The sequence below is a fragment of the Hasllibacter sp. MH4015 genome (genome assembly GCF_020177575.1).
GTDB lineage: Bacteria > Pseudomonadota > Alphaproteobacteria > Rhodobacterales > Rhodobacteraceae > Gymnodinialimonas.
Window position 1 is genome coordinate 3,551,314 of sequence record NZ_JAHTBK010000001.1, and the last position, 17,438, is coordinate 3,568,751.

Annotated in this window: 17 protein-coding genes; 11 read left to right on the forward strand and 6 right to left on the reverse strand. The window is 65.0% G+C overall.

The features are described 5' to 3' along the window. Positions 1–117: 117 nt before the first annotated feature. Together KUW62_RS18080 and KUW62_RS18085 are read left to right on the forward strand one after the other, a co-directional pair. The gene (locus KUW62_RS18080) at positions 118–1,185 is read left to right on the forward strand and encodes a porin (protein ID WP_224816852.1); all 1,068 of its coding nucleotides are present in this window, start codon (positions 118–120) and stop codon (positions 1,183–1,185) included. 70 nt (positions 1,186–1,255) lie between these two features. Further along, entirely contained in the window at positions 1,256–1,909 is a 654-nt protein-coding gene (locus KUW62_RS18085; RefSeq protein ID WP_224816853.1) for a YggS family pyridoxal phosphate-dependent enzyme, read from the forward strand. Between the two features lie 9 nt (positions 1,910–1,918). Here KUW62_RS18085 and KUW62_RS18090 read toward each other — a convergent pair whose 3' ends face one another. After that, positions 1,919–2,413: a L,D-transpeptidase gene (locus KUW62_RS18090; protein WP_224817153.1), complete on the reverse strand. Its 495-nt coding sequence runs from the start codon at positions 2,411–2,413 to the stop codon at positions 1,919–1,921. Positions 2,414–2,436: 23 nt separating this feature from the next. Then, positions 2,437–3,510, reverse strand: a complete 1,074-nt coding sequence (gene ribA / locus KUW62_RS18095; protein WP_224816854.1) for a GTP cyclohydrolase II — start codon at positions 3,508–3,510, stop codon at positions 2,437–2,439. Positions 3,511–3,661: 151 nt separating this feature from the next. Between ribA and KUW62_RS18100 the strand changes: the two genes are divergently transcribed. Then, complete coding sequence (locus KUW62_RS18100) at positions 3,662–4,348, forward strand: response regulator transcription factor (protein ID WP_224816855.1); 687 nt, start codon at positions 3,662–3,664, stop codon at positions 4,346–4,348. Between the two features lie 162 nt (positions 4,349–4,510). On the opposite strand, the gene KUW62_RS18105 is transcribed toward KUW62_RS18100, so the two are convergent. Continuing rightward, entirely contained in the window at positions 4,511–5,767 is a 1,257-nt protein-coding gene (locus KUW62_RS18105) for an MFS transporter (RefSeq protein WP_224816856.1), read from the reverse strand. Positions 5,768–5,826: 59 nt separating this feature from the next. Here KUW62_RS18105 and KUW62_RS18110 point away from each other — a divergent pair, with 59 nt between their 5' ends. The 5 genes from KUW62_RS18110 (at position 5,827) to KUW62_RS18130 (ending at position 9,599) form a co-directional block, all read left to right on the forward strand. Continuing rightward, positions 5,827–6,792 carry an alpha/beta fold hydrolase gene (locus KUW62_RS18110; RefSeq protein WP_224816857.1) on the forward strand — a complete coding sequence of 322 codons (966 nt, stop codon included), beginning with the start codon at positions 5,827–5,829 and terminating at the stop codon, positions 6,790–6,792. Positions 6,793–6,957: 165 nt separating this feature from the next. Further along, a complete protein-coding gene (locus tag KUW62_RS18115; protein ID WP_224816858.1) occupies positions 6,958–7,746 on the forward strand; it encodes an exodeoxyribonuclease III in 789 nt (262 codons plus the stop codon). 75 nt (positions 7,747–7,821) lie between these two features. Continuing rightward, positions 7,822–8,730: a thioredoxin gene (gene trxA, locus KUW62_RS18120; RefSeq protein ID WP_224816859.1), complete on the forward strand. Its 909-nt coding sequence runs from the start codon at positions 7,822–7,824 to the stop codon at positions 8,728–8,730. Between the two features lie 27 nt (positions 8,731–8,757). After that, complete coding sequence (locus KUW62_RS18125; protein ID WP_224816860.1) at positions 8,758–9,402, forward strand: LON peptidase substrate-binding domain-containing protein; 645 nt, start codon at positions 8,758–8,760, stop codon at positions 9,400–9,402. Next, complete coding sequence (locus KUW62_RS18130; protein ID WP_224816861.1) at positions 9,399–9,599, forward strand: Trm112 family protein; 201 nt, start codon at positions 9,399–9,401, stop codon at positions 9,597–9,599. Before KUW62_RS18125 ends, KUW62_RS18130 begins: the two co-directional genes overlap by 4 nt. Before the next feature lie 21 nt (positions 9,600–9,620). On the opposite strand, the gene KUW62_RS18135 is transcribed toward KUW62_RS18130, so the two are convergent. The 3 genes from KUW62_RS18135 to KUW62_RS18145 all read right to left on the reverse strand — a co-directional run bounded on the left by KUW62_RS18135 (position 9,621) and on the right by KUW62_RS18145 (position 11,824). Next, positions 9,621–10,025 (reverse strand): hypothetical protein, encoded by a 405-nt coding sequence (locus KUW62_RS18135; protein ID WP_224816862.1) that lies wholly within the window; start codon positions 10,023–10,025, stop codon positions 9,621–9,623. Then, positions 10,022–10,471, reverse strand: a complete 450-nt coding sequence (locus KUW62_RS18140; protein ID WP_224816863.1) for a hypothetical protein — start codon at positions 10,469–10,471, stop codon at positions 10,022–10,024. Before KUW62_RS18140 ends, KUW62_RS18135 begins: the two co-directional genes overlap by 4 nt. Positions 10,472–10,561: 90 nt before the next feature. Beyond that, positions 10,562–11,824, reverse strand: coding sequence for an FAD-dependent monooxygenase (locus KUW62_RS18145; protein WP_224816864.1), 1,263 nt, complete (start codon positions 11,822–11,824; stop codon positions 10,562–10,564). A 49-nt stretch (positions 11,825–11,873) separates the two neighbouring features. Here KUW62_RS18145 and KUW62_RS18150 point away from each other — a divergent pair, with 49 nt between their 5' ends. The 3 genes from KUW62_RS18150 (at position 11,874) to KUW62_RS18160 (ending at position 17,339) form a co-directional block, all read left to right on the forward strand. Beyond that, on the forward strand, positions 11,874–13,196 hold the full coding sequence (locus KUW62_RS18150; RefSeq protein WP_224816865.1) for an amidase: 1,323 nt from the start codon (positions 11,874–11,876) through the stop codon (positions 13,194–13,196). A gap of 105 nt (positions 13,197–13,301) precedes the next feature. After that, on the forward strand, positions 13,302–14,483 hold the full coding sequence (locus KUW62_RS18155; protein WP_224816866.1) for an aminotransferase class I/II-fold pyridoxal phosphate-dependent enzyme: 1,182 nt from the start codon (positions 13,302–13,304) through the stop codon (positions 14,481–14,483). Positions 14,484–14,492: 9 nt separating this feature from the next. Further along, the gene (locus KUW62_RS18160) at positions 14,493–17,339 is read left to right on the forward strand and encodes a DNA translocase FtsK (protein ID WP_224816867.1); all 2,847 of its coding nucleotides are present in this window, start codon (positions 14,493–14,495) and stop codon (positions 17,337–17,339) included. Positions 17,340–17,438 lie beyond the last annotated feature (99 nt).

Sequence of the window (17,438 nt, forward strand, 5' to 3'; positions counted from 1 at the left end):
CACATCGGCTTTGTGGGCTTCCTTGCATTCAACGCGGCGTCGGGCGAGACAGACGCATACTCAATTCGGGCGTTCCGTCTTGGGGTGCACCTTCTAAGTGAACACGAGGGATAAACCATGAAAAAGGTTCTCTTTGCGACCACCGCGCTTGTTGCGACGGCAGGTATCGCATCGGCCGATGTCGCCCTGACGGGCTCGGCTGAAATGGGTGTTGTCGGCGGATCCGGCAGCACGATTACTCAATTCCACCAGGACATCGACGTGACCTTCACGCTGTCCGGTGAAACCGGCAACGGCATCACCTTCGGCGCAGCCGTTGATCTCGACGAGATCGCAGGCGGTGCTGGCGGCGCGACCAACGATGACTTCGGCTACTCCGTCTTCATCTCCGGCGACTTCGGCACGCTCACCCTGGGTGACACCGATGGCGGCTTCGACGCTGGTATGCTGGAAGTGCCCGCGGGCCCCGGCTCCATCGACGACGCGCACACCGGCCACTCCGGCTGGAACGGCTTCAACCAGCTTGACGGCGTCTATGACGGCCAGATCCTGAGCTACGCCTATTCCGTGTCCGGCTTCACTGTCACGGCATCCGTCGAAATGGATGACGACCGTGAGCGTGCCGCGCCCGTTGCCCCGGCAACCAGCAACGCACCCTTCGGTGAACTGGCAACGCAGCCGGCGACCGACGGTCTGACCGGTGACGCAGTCTACGGTATCGGCGCAGTCTATGCCGGTTCCTTCGGCGGCGGTTCCTACAATGTTGGCGTCGGTTACCAGACCGTCAACGACATCGACCCGCTCGTTGCAGGCGCTCAGGGCTACACCGCCATGGGTATCTCCGGTAACGTGACGCTCGACAACGGCCTGTCCGTTGGTGCCACCTACGCCACCTACGAAGGCTTCTCGGCCGGCAACGAAGGCACCCACATGGGTATCGGCGCATCCTACGCGTTCGACGACATCTCCGTCGGCGTGAACTACGGTGTGTACGATTGGGAAACGACTGCCCTGGTCGCCGACACGTCTGGCTTCGGTCTGTCCGCAGCCTACGACCTGGGTGGCGGTCTGTCCGCTCGCCTCGGCTACGGTTCCAGCACCGTCGACGCTGTGAACGCAACGGCTCCGGCCGCTACGCTCGGCACGACCAGCACCTGGTCGCTCGGCATGGCAATGTCCTTCTAATCCTAACGGATTACGGATTACGGAAAGAGCGGGCCTTGCGCCCGCTCTTTTCTTTTGGTGGAACAATCATATGTCCCTGACCGATATTTCCGCCCGCATCGACGCCCACGCGCAGGCCCATGGCCGCGACCCGGCGGGCATCACGCTCATCGCCGTCTCCAAGGTTCAACCGCCCGAGCGGGTGCAGGCCGTGCTCGAACAGGGCCACCGCATCTACGGCGAAAACCGCGTGCAGGAGGCGCTTGGCCGCTGGCCCGACTTCCAGGCGCAATTCGACGGCATCGACCTCCACCTCATTGGCCCGCTCCAGACGAACAAGGCGCGGCAGGCGGTGGAGTTCTTCAGCACGATCCACACGCTCGACCGCCCGAAACTTGCCAAACGCCTCGCGGATCTGGCTCAGGAGCGTGGGAGCTGCCCCGACCTGTTCGTCCAGTTGAATACGGGAGAGGAGCCGCAGAAGGCCGGGTGTCTGCCCTCTGACGCGGACGCCTTCATCGCGGAAGCACAGGCGATGGACCTGCCGATCAAGGGGTTGATGTGCATCCCCCCGGTGGAAGAGGAGCCGTCGCTGCATTTCGCGCTTCTGTCCAAGATCGCCGCCCGTAACGGGCTGCAGGGTCTGTCTATGGGCATGTCGTCGGATTTCGAGACGGCCATCTCGCAGGGCGCGACCCATATCCGCGTCGGCTCCGCCATTTTCGGAGAGCGAGAGTACGGCTGAGGACTTGGATCAGCGGGCGAGTGCGGGCGGCACGATCAACCGCGTCGCGTAGCTGATCCGGGGCACGATCCACCGCAGATGGGCCGGATGCACGCCCACGCAGCCTTCCGTCGGACGCCCCGGCCCACGCCATTGGTGGACGAAGATCGCTGATCCCCGTCCGGGCACAGCATCGGGCCAGTTCCAATCGGTCACCAATACGATGTCGTAGAGCCGGTCCCCCCGCGCCAGCCGTTCCGCCGACCCGCCATAGGGCCGCCGCACTATGTGGTTGTAATCCGCATCCCCGTCTTCATCCGACCACAGATCGCCGGGACCGATCGGAACCGCCCAATCGCACGGCGCGGCAAGCCTGTCGGCGCGGTAAAGGCACCCGACGATCCGGTGCACACCGACGGGTGTACCGCCATCACCTTCCCGCTTGTCACGAACCACGCCGCCGCGCCCCACAGTGAACGGCAGACGCGCGCCCCAGAAGCGCAGGCCCGACGGGCTCAGGACCATGTCCTCAGGCGTCGCGGCGCGTGTCACAGAAGATGCCCCGACTTCGACCGCTTCACATCCATGTAGTGCGCGTTGAAGCGGTTCGTCTCCGTGACCAGTGGCACGCGGTCGACCACGTCGATCCCTTCCGCGCCCATCATTTCCACCTTGCGGGGATTGTTCGTCATCAGGCGCACGGCGCCGAAGCCCATGCGACGCAGCAGGTCTGCCCCGATGCGGAAATCGCGCTCGTCATCCTCGAACCCGAGCCGATGGTTCGCCTCCACCGTGTCAAAGCCCTGATCCTGCAAGGCATAGGCGCGCATCTTGTTGGCAAGGCCGATCCCGCGCCCCTCCTGGTTCAGATACAACAGAATCCCTTCACCCGAACGGCCCATTTCAGCCAGAGCCGTCCTTAATTGGGGGCCGCAGTCGCATTTCATCGACCCCAGCACGTCGCCCGTGAAACACGCCGAATGCAGACGCGCCAAAACCGGTTTCGAGCGATCGGGTCGCCCGATTTCGATGGCGTAATGCTCCACCTCTCCGTTATCGGGGCGGAAGATATGCAGGCGACCGGCTTGCGCCAGTTCCATCGGCAAGGCGGCGTTGGCCACGGGATGAAGCAGCGCATTTTCGGCGAGATCGGCTGCGGCGGCCTCCATCGGCAGACTTGTCAGACCGTCCGGCCAATCGGCAACCTCCACCGCCGCGACGGCGGGCAACAAATGCGCCGATTTCGCCAGCGACAGGGCCAACCGATGCAGGCTTGCATCACCGGCGCGTTCCTCCCGAAAAGGTCCTTTCAGCGGCGCGCGCAGGTCCCGCGCCGGGTCCGCCAGATCGGCGAGCCACGCCGCCCCGGCATCCTCCGGCATCACGATCCGGGCGATGTCCCCGTCATAGACCCGTACCTTCAGCGTCGCCGCCCGCCACCCCGTCAGCGCCACGATGACCGGACCAAGGGCGCGCAACGCATCCAGCCTTGCCTCAGTCGCCGTCTCGCAGGCCAGAATCAGAAGCGCCGATCCACCCCGGGTCAGCACCACGGGCAACCCCACGCGTAGGTCGGATCGCGCGCGGGCCACAAGCTCGGACGTGGTGGGCAAAAGGCTCATGGCCCAAACCCTTAGCGCGTCGCGGGCGGAAATTGAAACATTCCCTCACGTGGTGACACAGGGCCGTGAGGCACGGTTACACGCATAGACAAACCCCCGCGCCCCGCGTCATGTCGATGTAACAGAACACGACAAAGCGGAGGGCCGGACCATGGCAAACCTCAAGAAAATCCTTCTGGTCGACGACGACGATGACCTGCGTGAGGCGCTGAGCGAACAGCTGGTGATGACCGAGGATTTCGACGTCTTCGAGGCCGCCAATGGCGGACAGGCGATGGACCGGGCCAAGGAAGGGATCTACGACCTCGTAATCCTCGACGTGGGCTTGCCGGATACCGACGGCCGCGAGCTGTGCCGCCTGATGCGCAAACAGGGCGTGAAATGCCCGGTCCTGATGCTGACGGGCCATGACAGCGACGCCGACACGATCCTGGGCCTCGATGCCGGGGCCAACGACTACGTCACCAAGCCGTTCCGCTTCCCGGTCCTTCTGGCCCGCATCCGCGCGCAACTGCGCCAGCATGAACAGTCCGAGGACGCCGTCTTCCAGCTTGGGCCGTATACGTTCAAGCCCGCCATGAAGATGCTGATCACCGAGGATGAGCGGAAGATCCGCCTGACGGAGAAAGAGACCAACATCCTCAAGTTCCTCTACCGCGCGCAGGATGGCGTCGTGGCCCGGGACGTGCTGTTGCACGAAGTCTGGGGATACAATGCCGGCGTCACCACCCATACGCTTGAGACGCACATCTATCGCCTGCGCCAGAAGATCGAACCCGATCCGTCCAACGCCCGCCTGCTGGTGACGGAATCCGGCGGCTATAGATTGGTGGCCTAAGGCGGAGGGGAACCTGATCCGACGCAGTAGCGTTCGCTTGCCGAAATCCCCCGATGTCGGGGTCCCGACCTCCCTCGGGAACGACATCACCTCCCTGTTGGACTTGGCCCGGGCATCGCGCCCGGGTCTTTTTTTATGGGGAAAAGGCCCTCAGCGTGTGGCCTAGTCCGCTGTGCCCGTTGGCAGGCGCAACCGCGCCAAACCATAGACAAACAGCGCCGCGAAGAGCCCCGCGCAGGCCAGAAAGACCAGCCGCATCGCATCCTCGCGACCCATCGACGGCTCCGCATAGGCCATGATCCAGCCGCCCGCCAACGCGCCCAAGGGCATCATGCCCCAGCCGAAAAAGCGGTAGATGGAGTTGACCCGACCGAGCAATTCATCGGGAATCACCCGCTGCCGGAACGACACCGTGACCACGTTCCACAGCACGGCGACGAAGGTTTCCAGAAACAGAAGCGCCACGGCGATCCAGACCTCCGACGTGAGATAGAGCCCCAGAAACGGCAAAGGCATCAACGCCAGCGCCACCCAGAGGCTGCGCGAGGATCCCAGCCGCGCAGCGATCCAAGGGCAGAGCAATCCACCCGCCACGCCGCCCGCGGCCCCCGCCGTCAACAAAAGCCCATGCCCGACCGCGCCAAGCCCCAGAACCTCCTGACTGAACAGGACCAGGATGGTGAAGCCCGCCATATGCGCCGCGTTCAACCCGCCCAGGATCAGCGCAAGTTGCAGGATCACGCGATGCGCCTTGAGCCAGGTCCAGCCCGCGCGCATCTCCTTGAGGAATTTTTCCCGCGCCGGGCGCGTGGGTCGGGACGGAAAGGTGATGGCCCAGACCGCGAAGGCCGCAAGGGCGAAGCCCATCGCCTCGAACACGAACGGTGCCGGAACTGCCACGGCGATCAGGAACCCGGCGAGCGGTGGTCCGACAAATTGGCCCATCACCTGCTCCACCGACCAGATCTGGCCGTTCGCCTCCTCCAGCCGCGATTTGTCCACGACGGAAGGCAAAGCCGTCTGCGCGGCGTTGTCGCGAAATACCTCTGCTGTACCCATCAGGAATGCCAGCGCGGCAAGCCCCGCGATCATCCACGCGGCCTCCGCCCCGCTGGCACCCCTCGGGCCTGACAGGATCAGGGCGACTACGGCAAGCGCCAGCGCCATCCGCGCCAGATCGGCCCGCACCATCATGACCTGCCGATCCGCCCGGTCCGTCCAGACGCCCACGGGCAGCGACCACAGGAACCACGGTAGGCGGGTGGCGAACGCCACGATGGCCAGCGCGCGCGGATCGGTCGTGATGAGCGTGGCGAGCCACGGGAAGGCCAGCGCCCCGATCCCGTCGGACAGGTTCGCCAGCCCCGCCCCGGACATCAGCAGGCGGAAATTCCGGTTTTCGCGGATCAAGGCGGCCATGGCATGTCCCTTCTACCGGGCAACTTGCGCCGAAGCACCGGACAGGCACAATGGCGTCCATGCGATTTCTCTTCCGTCTTGTTCTTCTACTCGTGATCCTGTCGGTGCTTGCATTGGCCGGGTTCCGTCTGGCCGCCCATCTGCGCGAGGTGGACGGCCCTGCCGCCGCGCCCGGTCAGGGGCGCTTCATCGAAACGCCGCTCGGCCCGATCTACGCCATCACCATGGGACCCGAAGATGGCGAACCGGTCCTTCTGATCCACGGCTCGGTCGGTTGGTCCGGCACGTGGCAACACACGCAAGAGGCGCTGGCCGATGCCGGGTATTTCGCAATCGCCATCGACGTGCCGCCCATGGGCTACTCCCCCCGCAGCCCGGAGGGCGACTACGGCCGCGCCATGAGCGCGGAGCGGATTGCGGCCGTCAATGCATCTTTCGGCCTCACGCCCCATATCGTCGCCCATTCCTTCGGCGCCGGTGCCGCGATGGAGGCCGTGATGCGGGGCCCGGATGATTACCAATCCCTGACGATTATCGCGGGGGCCCTGCCGCTGGACCCGCCCGACGACATCGCGCTTCCGGCCATGCTTCGCCCGCTCTGGCTGAGGGAGGTTCTGGTCTCCGCAAGCGTGACCAATCCGCTGGCCGCGCGCCCCTTGCTTCAGGCCTTCCTACACCGCGATGAAGCCGCCACCGATGAGATTCTGGAGGTCCTCGCCGCCCCCGCCACCCAAGATGGCGCGACGGAGGCTTTGGCCCGCTGGCTGCCCACGCTCCTTGTGCCGCCCGCGGGCCTGCCATCCACTCAATCGCAGTCCTTCCGCGCCCTCGACATTCCGACCGGCCTGATCTGGGGGGCGGAGGATACGACCACGCCGCATGAACAGGGCGAACACCTTGCCACCCTCATCCCCGGGGCTGCCCTGACCGTGATCCCCGATGTGGGTCATATCCCGATGATCGAGGACCCGGACGCCTTCACCGCCGCCCTCCTTGACACACTCGCGTCCTTCACGGCCCGTTAAGGTTAACGCGCCCGCCCCTCTTTGCTTCGGAAATACCTCGGGGGAATCGCCTTCAGGCGATGGGGGCAGCGCCCCCTTTCTTCGCATGATCTCCACCCCAAGCCTCTGGACACCCCGGCCCGATCCCGTATCGTCGCCCTCCACCCCAAAGCCGGAGCGCCCGCCATGCCCTTCACCCTTGCCACATGGAACATCAACTCCGTCCGCTTACGGCAGGGCATCGTCGCCGATCTGATGACGCAGGAGGCCCCCGACATTCTCTGCCTTCAGGAATGCAAATCGCCCGTGGACAAGATCCCCTTCGACGTGTTCGAGGCGCTGGGATACGCGCACATGGTCGCCCGTGGGCAGAAGGGCTATAACGGCGTCGCGATCCTCTCCAAGCTCCCGATGGAGGAGGCAGGTTCCCACGAATTCGCGGGCCTGGATCACGCCCGCCATATCGCGGGACGGCTGGAAAACGGGGTCACGATCCACAATTTTTACGTGCCGGCCGGCGGGGATGAACCCGACCGCGACAAGAACATCAAGTTCGGACAGAAGCTCGATTACCTCACCGACATGCGCGATTGGGCCCATCGCGACACGCCGCGGAAATCCATCCTCGTGGGCGACCTGAACATCGCTCCGCGGGAAGACGATGTCTGGTCCCACAAGCAATTGCTCAAGGTCGTCTCCCACACGCCGATCGAGGTCGAACATTTGGCCCAGGCGCAGGAGGCCGGGAAATGGGTCGACATCACGCGGCAGGACATCCCGGACGGACCGCTTTTTTCCTGGTGGTCGTATCGCTCGCCCAATTGGGATGAATCCGACAAGGGCCGTCGTCTGGACCATATCTGGGCCACGCCCGACATTTCCAACGCGGCCCACGGATCGCGCGTGTTGCGCCATGTCCGGGGATGGGAGAAGCCGTCGGACCATGCGCCCGTGCTTGCAACATTCGACCTCTAATCGCGCGTCCCCCTTGGCGAACGCGGCTGCGGCCCGCATATAAGGGCGAACACGCCAGAAAGACGGAGCTGCCCGATGCTCGAATTCGGAAATTCCCCCGCTGAATCCGCCGCCGACATCATCAAGGATGCCACCGACGCAACCTTCATGGCCGACGTTGTCGATGCCAGCCGCGACATCCCGGTCATCGTGGATTTCTGGGCACCTTGGTGCGGCCCGTGCAAGACCCTCGGCCCGCAGTTGGAGGCCGCCGTGACCGCCGCCAAGGGGCGCGTGAAAATGGTCAAGGTCAACGTGGACGAGAACCAGCAGATCGCGGCGCAGTTGCGCGTGCAATCCATCCCCACCGTCTATGCCTTCCACCAGGGCCAGCCGATCGACGGCTTCCAGGGCGCGGTCCCCGAAAGCCAGATCAAGGAATTCGTGTCCAAACTGGCCGCAATGTCCGGGGAGGATGGCGGTTTGGCCGAGGCCCTTGAAGCGGCAGAGTCGATGCTGGCCGAAGGGGCCGTGGCCGACGCGGCCCAAACCTTCGCCGCCATCCTGGGCGAAGAGCCTGAAAATGCGTCCGCCATGGCGGGGCTTGCCCGGTCACACCTGGCCATGGATCAAATCGACCAGGCCGAGGCGGTCCTCAACACCGCGCCCGATAAGATTTTCAACGCGCCCGAGATCGAAGCGGTTCGCGCCCAGATCGAATTGGCCCGCCAGGCCGCCGATGCGGGTCCGCTCGGTGATCTCGAAGCGGCGTTGGAGGCCAACCCGGACGACCACCAGGCCCGGTTCGACTATGCCCAGGCGCTCCATGCGTCCGGGGATGTGGAGGGGGCGGTCGAACAGCTTCTCGACCTTTTCCGGCGCGACCGGGAGTGGAACGACGGCGCCGCCAAGACGCAGCTTTTCACCATCTTCGACGCCCTGAAACCACAGGACCCGATTGCCCTGAACGGGCGCCGTCGCCTCAGCTCGATGATATTTGCCTAAGGCGCGCCTCAGCCTAGGTGGTATCAGATGATGAACGCCGCCGATCTTCCGGACACGATCCCGGTCTTCCCGTTGCCCGGGGCGCTTCTGCTGCCACGGGCGCGTCTGCCGCTGCATATTTTCGAGCCGCGCTACCTGTCGATGATCGACGACACGCTCAAGACATCGCACCGCCTGATAGGAATGATCCAACCCTACGAGGTTCCCGGATCGAAGGAGAAGCGCCTGCACTCCATCGGCTGCGCAGGTCGCCTGACGCAATTCTCGGAAACCGAAGACGGGCGTTACATGATCACGCTGGCCGGCATGTCCCGCTTCCGGATGCAGGAGGAGGTGACGGGCTTCACCCCCTACCGCCGGTGCGACGTGAAATGGGACGGCTTCAACGCCGATCTCGGGCCTACGGAGGTGGACAAGGGGTTCGACCGGGAGGCGTTCCTTGATCTTCTGGGCCGCTATTTCGACCATATGACCCTGTCGACCGATTGGGACAGCCTCAAGGAGGCCGATGACGAGTTGCTTATAAACTCCCTGTCGATGTTGTGCCCCTTCGTCCCCGAGGAGAAACAGGCCCTGCTGGAAGCCCCGTCACTCACCACCCGGCGTGAGACGATGGTGACGCTGCTGGAATTTTCCCTGCGGGCCAACGCCGAAGAGGATCGGATGCAATGAGCGACGAGAGCGCGCCCGCCGACCGTCCGCCGATCGACCGCCACATGCTGGAGGCGCTGGTCTGCCCGGTCACGCAAGCCCCGCTCAGCTACGACGCCGCCGCGCAGGAATTGATCTCCAAGGCCGCGCATTTGGCGTACCCGATCCGCGGGGGCATCCCGATCATGCTGGAAGAAGAGGCGCGCAAACTGGAGTGATCCGTGTGATCCTTCGCAGGCCTATCCCGCGCGATGAACGCGCCACCCGACGAAGAACAGCACGATCCCCGCCGCAAGGCCGATCCCCGCCATTCGAAGGCCGCGTGCAAAAAGCGCGTCGTAGGCTTCGAAATGCGACAGCGTCGCGTCGGGGTTCGCGATGAACCCGTACAGAAAATCGTTTTGAGCCGCCATCAGGCCCGCCGTCGGGGCAGCGATTACCGTCGCGGCCAAGGCCATGATCCCGCGCCCTATCATCTGCTGTCGGGATGTTCCGAACCAGATCAGCGAACCGGTGGCCAGGGCAAGAACGATAGCCCCGGCCCAAGCGCGCCAGGTATGGGTCAGGGCATCGACCATCACGAACGTGGCGATGCCGACGATGGCGCTGAACAGCACCAGTATGGCGACCTTGGCCGGTGTCATTGCGGGTTGATCGGTGGCGGCGCGGATTTCCGGGCGCGGGAATGCATCAGCCCGCCGATCAGGATCAGGATCAACCCGATAATCATGCCCAGGACCAACCCCGCCGACGCGAAGATGGAGGTGATGGCGATGGCACCGAATTCATCCTCGGTCACGCTTTCGCCCGTCTCCAGCGCCTGAACGGCGACTTCGCTGACCTGCTCGCCAAGGCCCGCCAGCCCCACGATGGGAACGACGATGAAGACTGCGCCAAGGCCCAGAAAGCCCCGCGCGAAGGCCAGCTTTTCGAGATCGGCAAACCAGATCAGCGCGCAGACGCCTGCGGCGGCGATCAAACCCGTCAAGAATCCCCCGAAGGCACCGACAATGGTCGCGCTGAGGATGAAACCGAAGACAAGCGCAAGCGCGCCGAACAGGATCATTGCGGTCAGTTTGGGGCCGGACAAATGGATGCTCCGTGACAAGGGGTCGATTGGCGCATCCTAAGCGCAACCATCCATTGCGCAACAGGTCAGGATTCCCTCTAGGGGAACGCGCTACAGCGCGCGACCCTGCATCAGGCGGGGCAGGTCCCCGGTCAGCCCGGCGGCCTGCCGGATGAATCCCCGCCGCAAACCGGGCAACGCGCCGATCACGCCCATCCCGATGTCGCGCGCCGCACGAAGGGCTGGATTGTCGTTGGAAAACAAGCGGTTCACCCCATCGGTCGCCGCCGCAAGGCTCGCCACATCAAAGCGCCGCCATTGCTGGTAGCGTGCCAGAACGTCTGGGGCGGCGAAGTCCTCTCCCCGCCGCTTTGCGTCGGCCAGCACCTCGGCCAGCGCGCCCACGTCGCGCAGTCCGAGGTTCAGGCCTTGGCCCGCAATTGGATGAACGCCGTGGGCCGCATCGCCCACCAGCGCCAGCTTGTCGGCGATCAGGCTCTGGGTCAGGCTCAGCGTCAGGCGGTAGCTGAATCGCTGACCCACAAGCGCAATCTCCCCCAGGAAATCTCCGAAGGCGGGGCGCAGGGCCTCAAGAAATGCTGCATCATCCGCCGCCGCCAATTCGCCCGCGCGCGGTTCCCGCTCCGACCAGACGATGGAGGACCGGTTGCCGGGAAGCGGCAGGATCGCCAGCGGACCACCCGGCATGAAGAACTGATGCGCGATGCCGTTATGGGGGCGTTCATGGCCCACCGCGCAAACAAGCGCCGTCTGCTCATAGCCCCAACCGGTCCGCTTGATCCCCGCGCGCGCCGCGACACCGGACGAGCGCCCATCCGCCCCGACGATCAGGCGACCGTGCAGGACCTCTCCCCCCTCCAGCGTCACACTTGGCACGCCGTCGGTGTCCTGCGCGATAACACGCGCCTCGGCCCGGTGTGTGATCAACGGCTCCGCGCCCATCGCATCCAGCAAGGCGCGGCGCAGGAAGCGGTCTTCGCACATTTGGCCCATCGGGCCTTCCTCGATCTCCGCATGGTCGAAATGCAGGAAGAACGGCGCGGCCCCTTCGCCCGCGCGCCCGTCCGATGCCTTGATCTCCAGCATCGGCTGCGCCTTGTCGGCAACCGCGCCCCAGATCCCAAGCGCCGTCAGCATCCGCACCGATGCCAGCGCCAGCGCATAGGCGCGCCCGTCAAAGTCGGGGTCCTTCCGCGTTTCCAGCGGCAAGGCATCCAGTACCACGCTCGACAGTCCCGCTTGCGCACAGGCGAGTGCAAGGCACGGGCCGTTCAGCCCGCCGCCCACGATCAGGATATCCGCGTCGATCTTTGTCATGGGGCTGACTATGGGGCGGGGCCGGGGATTGTCCATGCGGCGCGGCGTCGTTAGCGTCGCATGGTCAGGGCAGGGGAGTGCGGAAATGGATTGGCTTCGCAAAAGCGCCAGTGAAATCGGGCGCGGCATCGGCGCGGGCGACGTGGACCCGGTCGAGATCACCGAAGCCTACCTTGACGCCGCCAAGGCCCACGAAGCCGGTCCCCGGATCTATGCCCGCCTGACCCGCGATCGCGCCCTGAACGAGGCGATTGCCGCCCACGACCGCGCCAAACATGGCGTGCGCCGTGGCCTGCTGGACGGGGTTCCGATCAGCTGGAAGGACCTGTTCGACACGGCGGGCGTCCGGACGGAGGCCGGGTCGAAGCTTCTCGAAGGGCGCACGCCGACACGGGACGCCGAAGTTCTGGCCAACGCCACCCGCGAAGGGCTCGTGTGTCTTGGCAAGACACACATGACGGAGCTGGCCTTTTCGGGGCTCGGCGTGAACCCGTCCACCGCTACGCCGCCGAACGCCCATGATCCGGAATTGGCCCCCGGCGGCTCCTCCTCCGGGGCGGCGGTATCGGTGGCGTTCGGGTTGGCGTCGGCGGGGATCGGCTCGGATACCGGCGGATCGGTGCGCCTGCCCGCCGCGTGGAACGACCTCGTGGGGTTCAAACCGACCCATGGGGCGCTGTCGCTGCACGGTGTCGTGCCGCTGGTTGAGCGGTTCGACACCGTTGGCCCGCTTTGCCGCTGCGTGGAAGATTGCGCGGAACTGTTCGCCGTGATGGGCGGCACAAAGGCCCCCGATCTGGGGGAGGCGACGCTGAAAAACGCCCGCCTTCTGGTCCTCGACCCCTATGCCTCCGACGTGCGCGACGGTCCCGGTGCCGCTTTCCAATCCGCCGTGGATCGCCTGGCCCGCGCCGGGGCGCAGATCGAAACGGGCGATATCCCGGCGGTGAACGAGGCGATGGATACGACTTTGTCGCTCTACACGGCGGAGGCCTACGGCATCTGGGGCAAGGTGATCGAAGCCGATCCCGAGAAGATGTTCCACCGCATCCGGGACCGGTTCCGCCAAGGGGCAAGCGTGACGGCAGCGGATTTCGTGGCGCTCTGGCGGCGTTTGCACGAGTTGCGCGCGCAGTATCGCGCCGCCACGGCGGCCTATGACGCGGTTCTGATCCCGACCGCGGCCAATCTGCCCCCCGATATGGCTCGGCTGGACAGTGACGACGATTATTTCGTGACCGAAAACCTTCTGACGCTCCGCAATACCCGCGTCGGAAACCTGATGGGCCTGTGCGCCATAACGCTGCCCACCGGCATTCCGTCGACGGGCGTGATGATGATGGCCCATCCCGGAGAGGACACCCGATTGTTGCGCCTGGCGGCTGCGGCGGAGGCCGGTCTGGCCTGAACGCCACACCCGACTGATTCCACACCCGTTTTTCTGGACCCAAGCGCCTGCCTTCGCTATCCTGCCTCCAAACAGGGCGATAACGACCCTGATATTGAGGCAGTCATGGTGTTTCCGGAGCGGTTTTCGAACCTCCCAGAATATGCGTTTCCGCGTTTGCGGACATTGCTTGATGTGCATGAGCCGGGTGGGGAGCCTGTGCTGATGACCATTGGCGAGCCGCGCCATGCGTTCCCGCCGTGGATCGGCGACGTGATCGCGACCCATCTGCAAGGCTTTGGCCGCTATCCTGAAAACGACGGCTCCATGGCGTTGCGCGTGGCACAGGCCGATTGGCTTGGGCGTCGGTTTGACATCGACGTGGCCGCCGATACGCAAATCCTGGCGCTGAACGGGACGCGCGAGGGGCTCTACAATGCCTGCATGGCGTTGTGTCCCGAGCGCAAGAATGGCCAGCGACCCGTCGTCCTGACGCCCAATCCCTTCTACCAGGTCTATGCGGTGGCCGCCCTGTCCGTCGGCGCCGAACCCGTCTACCTGCCCGCGACGGAGGCGACAGGCGATCTGCCCGATTTCCACGCCGTCGATCCCGCGATCCTCGAACGCACGGCCATCGCCTATATCTGCTCCCCCGCGAATCCGCAGGGCGCCGTCGCGTCCGAGGCGTATTGGGAAGCCCTGATCGCGCTGGCCGAACAGCACGATTTCAAGATTTTCGCCGACGAGTGCTATTCGGAGATCTACCGCGACACGCCCCCGGTCAGCGCGCTTCGCGTTGCGCAGCGTATGGGCGCGGACGCGGAGCGGGTGATGATCTTCCACTCGCTGTCCAAACGCTCCAACCTGCCGGGCCTAAGATCGGGGTTCTGCGCCGGAGGCCCGGAAAGCATTGCCCGCATGAAACAGCTGCGCGCCTATTCCGGTGCGCCCCTGCCGATGCCGTTGCAAGCGGTGGCCGAGACGGTTTGGGCGGACGAGGCGCATGTCGAAGAAAATCGTGCGCTTTACCAACAGAAATACACCATCGCCGACGAGATCTTCGCCGATGTCACCGGATACCGCGGCCCGGAGGCGGGCTTCTTCCTGTGGCTTCCGGTCGAGGATGCCGAGGCCGCGACGCTGAAGCTCTGGCGTGAGACAGGGGTGCGGGTTCTGCCCGGCCACTATCTTGCGCGCGAAGTGGATGGCGTGACGCCGGGGCAGGACCGGATTCGCGTGGCGATGGTGGCGGAACAAGAAGAAATGCGCCGGGGGCTGATGACGCTCCGCAAGGCGCTCTACGAGTGAGGAACAAGCATGGCCTATCAGACCAGACAGCGTGAACCGCTTCTCGACGGACACATGCACGAGGTGCTGATGCGCCGCGGGCAGGAGATGTTCGGCATGGCGCTGATCGGTCTGGGCGTGGCCTTGGCTGCTTTGTTGTCGAGCTATGTGCCCGAAGACCCGAATTGGATGGCCGCAACCGATGCGCAGCCCGAGAACCTTCTGGGGCGAGGCGGGGCGTCCGTTGCGGCGGTTCTCATCATGATCATGGGCTTCGCGGCCTGGGTGTTGCCCGCGGCAGCGCTGGCGTGGGGCCTGCGGTTCCTCTTGCACCGCGGCCACGAACGCGCTTTGGGCCGGGTTCTGTTCCTTCCCATCGCCATCGCGCTGGCCGCGATCTATGCGGCCAGCCATGTGCCGCCGCAGAACTGGCCCCATTCCTTCGGGGCTGGCGGGCTGTTCGGCGATACGATCCTGGGTGCAGTGCTCAGCGCGCTTCCCTTCGCCCCGCAATTCGGGATCAAGCTCGCCGCTTTCGTCGCCTTCGTGGCGACCGCCGTGATGGTCATTTTCGTGCTCGGCATGACCAAGCGGGAGATCGGTCTGACCCTGCGCTTCCTGCTTGTGGGGATGATGGCCACCGGTGCCGCCGTGACCGGTACCGTGCGGTCCATCGGACGCGGCGCCGGGGCAACCGCGCAGGCCCTTCAGGAACGCCGCGCTGCCCGAAACGCCGCTGCCGCCGCCATGGCGGCCACGCAGGAGCCGCGGGTTGTCCGCGCCGACATTCCGTCCGATCCTTACGCGGAGCCGGATACCCATGAGGCGCCCGATCCCCAGGCCGCGCAGCAAGGCGGTCTCTTTGCCCGAATGCCGCGCCTTCTGCGCGATGCGGAGCCGCCGCTGGAAGCGCCTTTGCCCGAGGCAGATCCCACATTGGTCGAAGACTTGCACGACACGCCGGGTGGAGAAGACCGCGTCCGTTCCCGTATTTCCGACGCGATCCGCGCGCGCATGCGTCCGCAGGACCCCGCGCCGACCGGCAACACCATCGCCGACATCGCCGCGCGCGCCCGTGTGACGCCCGGCACCCCGTCCCGCGTGCCCGGTCTAAACCGGATCGAACCGCCCCTGACCGCCGCCGATGCCGCACCCGAAGCGCCCATGGCAGAGGTTGAGCCTGTGGATTTGCACACCCCCGAACCCGCGCCGGTCGCACAGCCCGGCCTCCTGCGCCGGGTCGCGCCCGAGGCGCGCAATGAACGCGGTCTCGTGCAACAACCCACCCGCAAGGCACCGGCCCAGTCGCGTCAGGCGAAGAAAGACAGCCAGCCATCGCTGCCCTTGTCCGAGCCGGAGCCCTATGAATTCCCGCCGCTCACCCTTCTGACCAATCCCACCTCCATCGAACGCCACCACCTCAGCGACGAGTCGTTGGAGGAGAATGCTCGGATGCTTGAAAACGTCCTCGATGATTACGGCGTGAAGGGAGAGATCGTTTCGGTCCGCCCCGGCCCCGTCGTCACGATGTACGAGCTGGAACCTGCGCCGGGCCTCAAAGCCAGCCGCGTGATCGGTCTGGCCGATGACATCGCACGATCCATGTCCGCCCTGTCGGCGCGCGTCTCCACCGTCCCAGGGCGCACCGTGATCGGGATCGAACTGCCCAACGTGAACCGTGAGATGGTGGTTTTGCGCGAAATGCTCAGCCACCGGGATTTCGGCGACGGCGCGCACAAGCTGCCCCTGGCGCTCGGTAAGGACATCGGCGGGGAGCCGGTGATCGCGAACCTCGCCAAGATGCCCCACCTGCTGATCGCAGGCACCACCGGGTCCGGTAAATCCGTGGCGATCAACACGATGATCCTCAGCCTGCTCTACAAGCTGAAGCCGGAAGATTGCCGGATGATCATGATCGACCCGAAGATGCTGGAACTGAGCGTCTATGACGGCATTCCGCACCTGCTCAGCCCCGTTGTGACCGATCCCAAGAAGGCGGTCGTTGCCCTGAAATGGGTCGTGGGCGAGATGGAGGAGCGTTACCGCAAGATGTCCAAGATGGGCGTGCGCAATATCGACGGATACAATTCCCGCGTGAAGGACGCGCTGGATAAGGGAGAGATGTTCTCTCGCACGTTCCAGACCGGGTTCGACGACGAAAGCGGCGATCCGGTGTTCGAGACGGAGGAATACGCGCCCGAGAAGATGCCGTTCATCGTCGTGATCGTCGACGAGATGGCCGACTTGATGATGGTCGCCGGCAAGGAGATCGAGGCTTGTATCCAGCGCCTGGCGCAGATGGCGCGGGCGTCGGGCATCCATATCATCATGGCCACCCAGCGCCCCTCCGTCGATGTGATCACCGGGACGATCAAGGCGAACTTCCCGACGCGGATATCCTTCCACGTGACATCGAAAGTGGACAGCCGGACCATCCTGGGGGAGATGGGGGCCGAGCAGCTTCTGGGTATGGGCGACATGCTCTACATGGCGGGTGGCGCGAAGATCACCCGCGTGCACGGGCCATTCTGTTCCGACGAGGAGGTGGAGGAGATCGTCCGCCACCTGAAAAGCTTCGGCCCGCCGGATTACGCGGCCTCCGTGCTTGATGGTCCGGATGAGGATAAGGAAAGCGATATCGACGCGGTCTTGGGTCTGAACACCGGCGGCAATACCGGCGGCGAGGATGCGCTTTACGATCAGGCCGTGGGCGTGGTCATCAAGGACCGCAAATGCTCCACCAGCTACATCCAGCGCAAGCTTGGCATCGGCTACAACAAGGCCGCGCGCTTGGTGGAGCAGATGGAAGAACAGGGGCTGGTGAGCGCCGCCAACCATGTGGGCAAGCGCGAGATCCTGGTGCCGGAGCAGGATTAAGGGGCGTTGCCGAGCATCCGGCCCTGAAACGCCGCCGGGTTCATCAGACCGCTGCGCGATCCTTTTGGACGGGCGGCGCTGTTGGCTCGCACCACTCCC

Bases quoted from the DNA above. Each gene is read 5' to 3' on its own strand.
- KUW62_RS18080 (WP_224816852.1), top strand. From the start codon at position 118: ATGAAAAAGGTTCTCTTTGCGACCACCGCGCTTGTTGCGACGGCAGGT.
- KUW62_RS18085 (WP_224816853.1), top strand. From the start codon at position 1,256: ATGTCCCTGACCGATATTTCCGCCCGCATCGACGCCCACGCGCAGGCC.
- KUW62_RS18090 (WP_224817153.1), bottom strand. From the start codon at position 2,413: ATGGTCCTGAGCCCGTCGGGCCTGCGCTTCTGGGGCGCGCGTCTGCCG.
- ribA (WP_224816854.1), bottom strand. From the start codon at position 3,510: ATGAGCCTTTTGCCCACCACGTCCGAGCTTGTGGCCCGCGCGCGATCC.
- KUW62_RS18100 (WP_224816855.1), top strand. From the start codon at position 3,662: ATGGCAAACCTCAAGAAAATCCTTCTGGTCGACGACGACGATGACCTG.
- KUW62_RS18105 (WP_224816856.1), bottom strand. From the start codon at position 5,767: ATGGCCGCCTTGATCCGCGAAAACCGGAATTTCCGCCTGCTGATGTCC.
- KUW62_RS18110 (WP_224816857.1), top strand. From the start codon at position 5,827: ATGCGATTTCTCTTCCGTCTTGTTCTTCTACTCGTGATCCTGTCGGTG.
- KUW62_RS18115 (WP_224816858.1), top strand. From the start codon at position 6,958: ATGCCCTTCACCCTTGCCACATGGAACATCAACTCCGTCCGCTTACGG.
- trxA (WP_224816859.1), top strand. From the start codon at position 7,822: ATGCTCGAATTCGGAAATTCCCCCGCTGAATCCGCCGCCGACATCATC.
- KUW62_RS18125 (WP_224816860.1), top strand. From the start codon at position 8,758: ATGATGAACGCCGCCGATCTTCCGGACACGATCCCGGTCTTCCCGTTG.
- KUW62_RS18130 (WP_224816861.1), top strand. From the start codon at position 9,399: ATGAGCGACGAGAGCGCGCCCGCCGACCGTCCGCCGATCGACCGCCAC.
- KUW62_RS18135 (WP_224816862.1), bottom strand. From the start codon at position 10,025: ATGACACCGGCCAAGGTCGCCATACTGGTGCTGTTCAGCGCCATCGTC.
- KUW62_RS18145 (WP_224816864.1), bottom strand. From the start codon at position 11,824: ATGGACAATCCCCGGCCCCGCCCCATAGTCAGCCCCATGACAAAGATC.
- KUW62_RS18150 (WP_224816865.1), top strand. From the start codon at position 11,874: ATGGATTGGCTTCGCAAAAGCGCCAGTGAAATCGGGCGCGGCATCGGC.
- KUW62_RS18155 (WP_224816866.1), top strand. From the start codon at position 13,302: ATGGTGTTTCCGGAGCGGTTTTCGAACCTCCCAGAATATGCGTTTCCG.
- KUW62_RS18160 (WP_224816867.1), top strand. From the start codon at position 14,493: ATGGCCTATCAGACCAGACAGCGTGAACCGCTTCTCGACGGACACATG.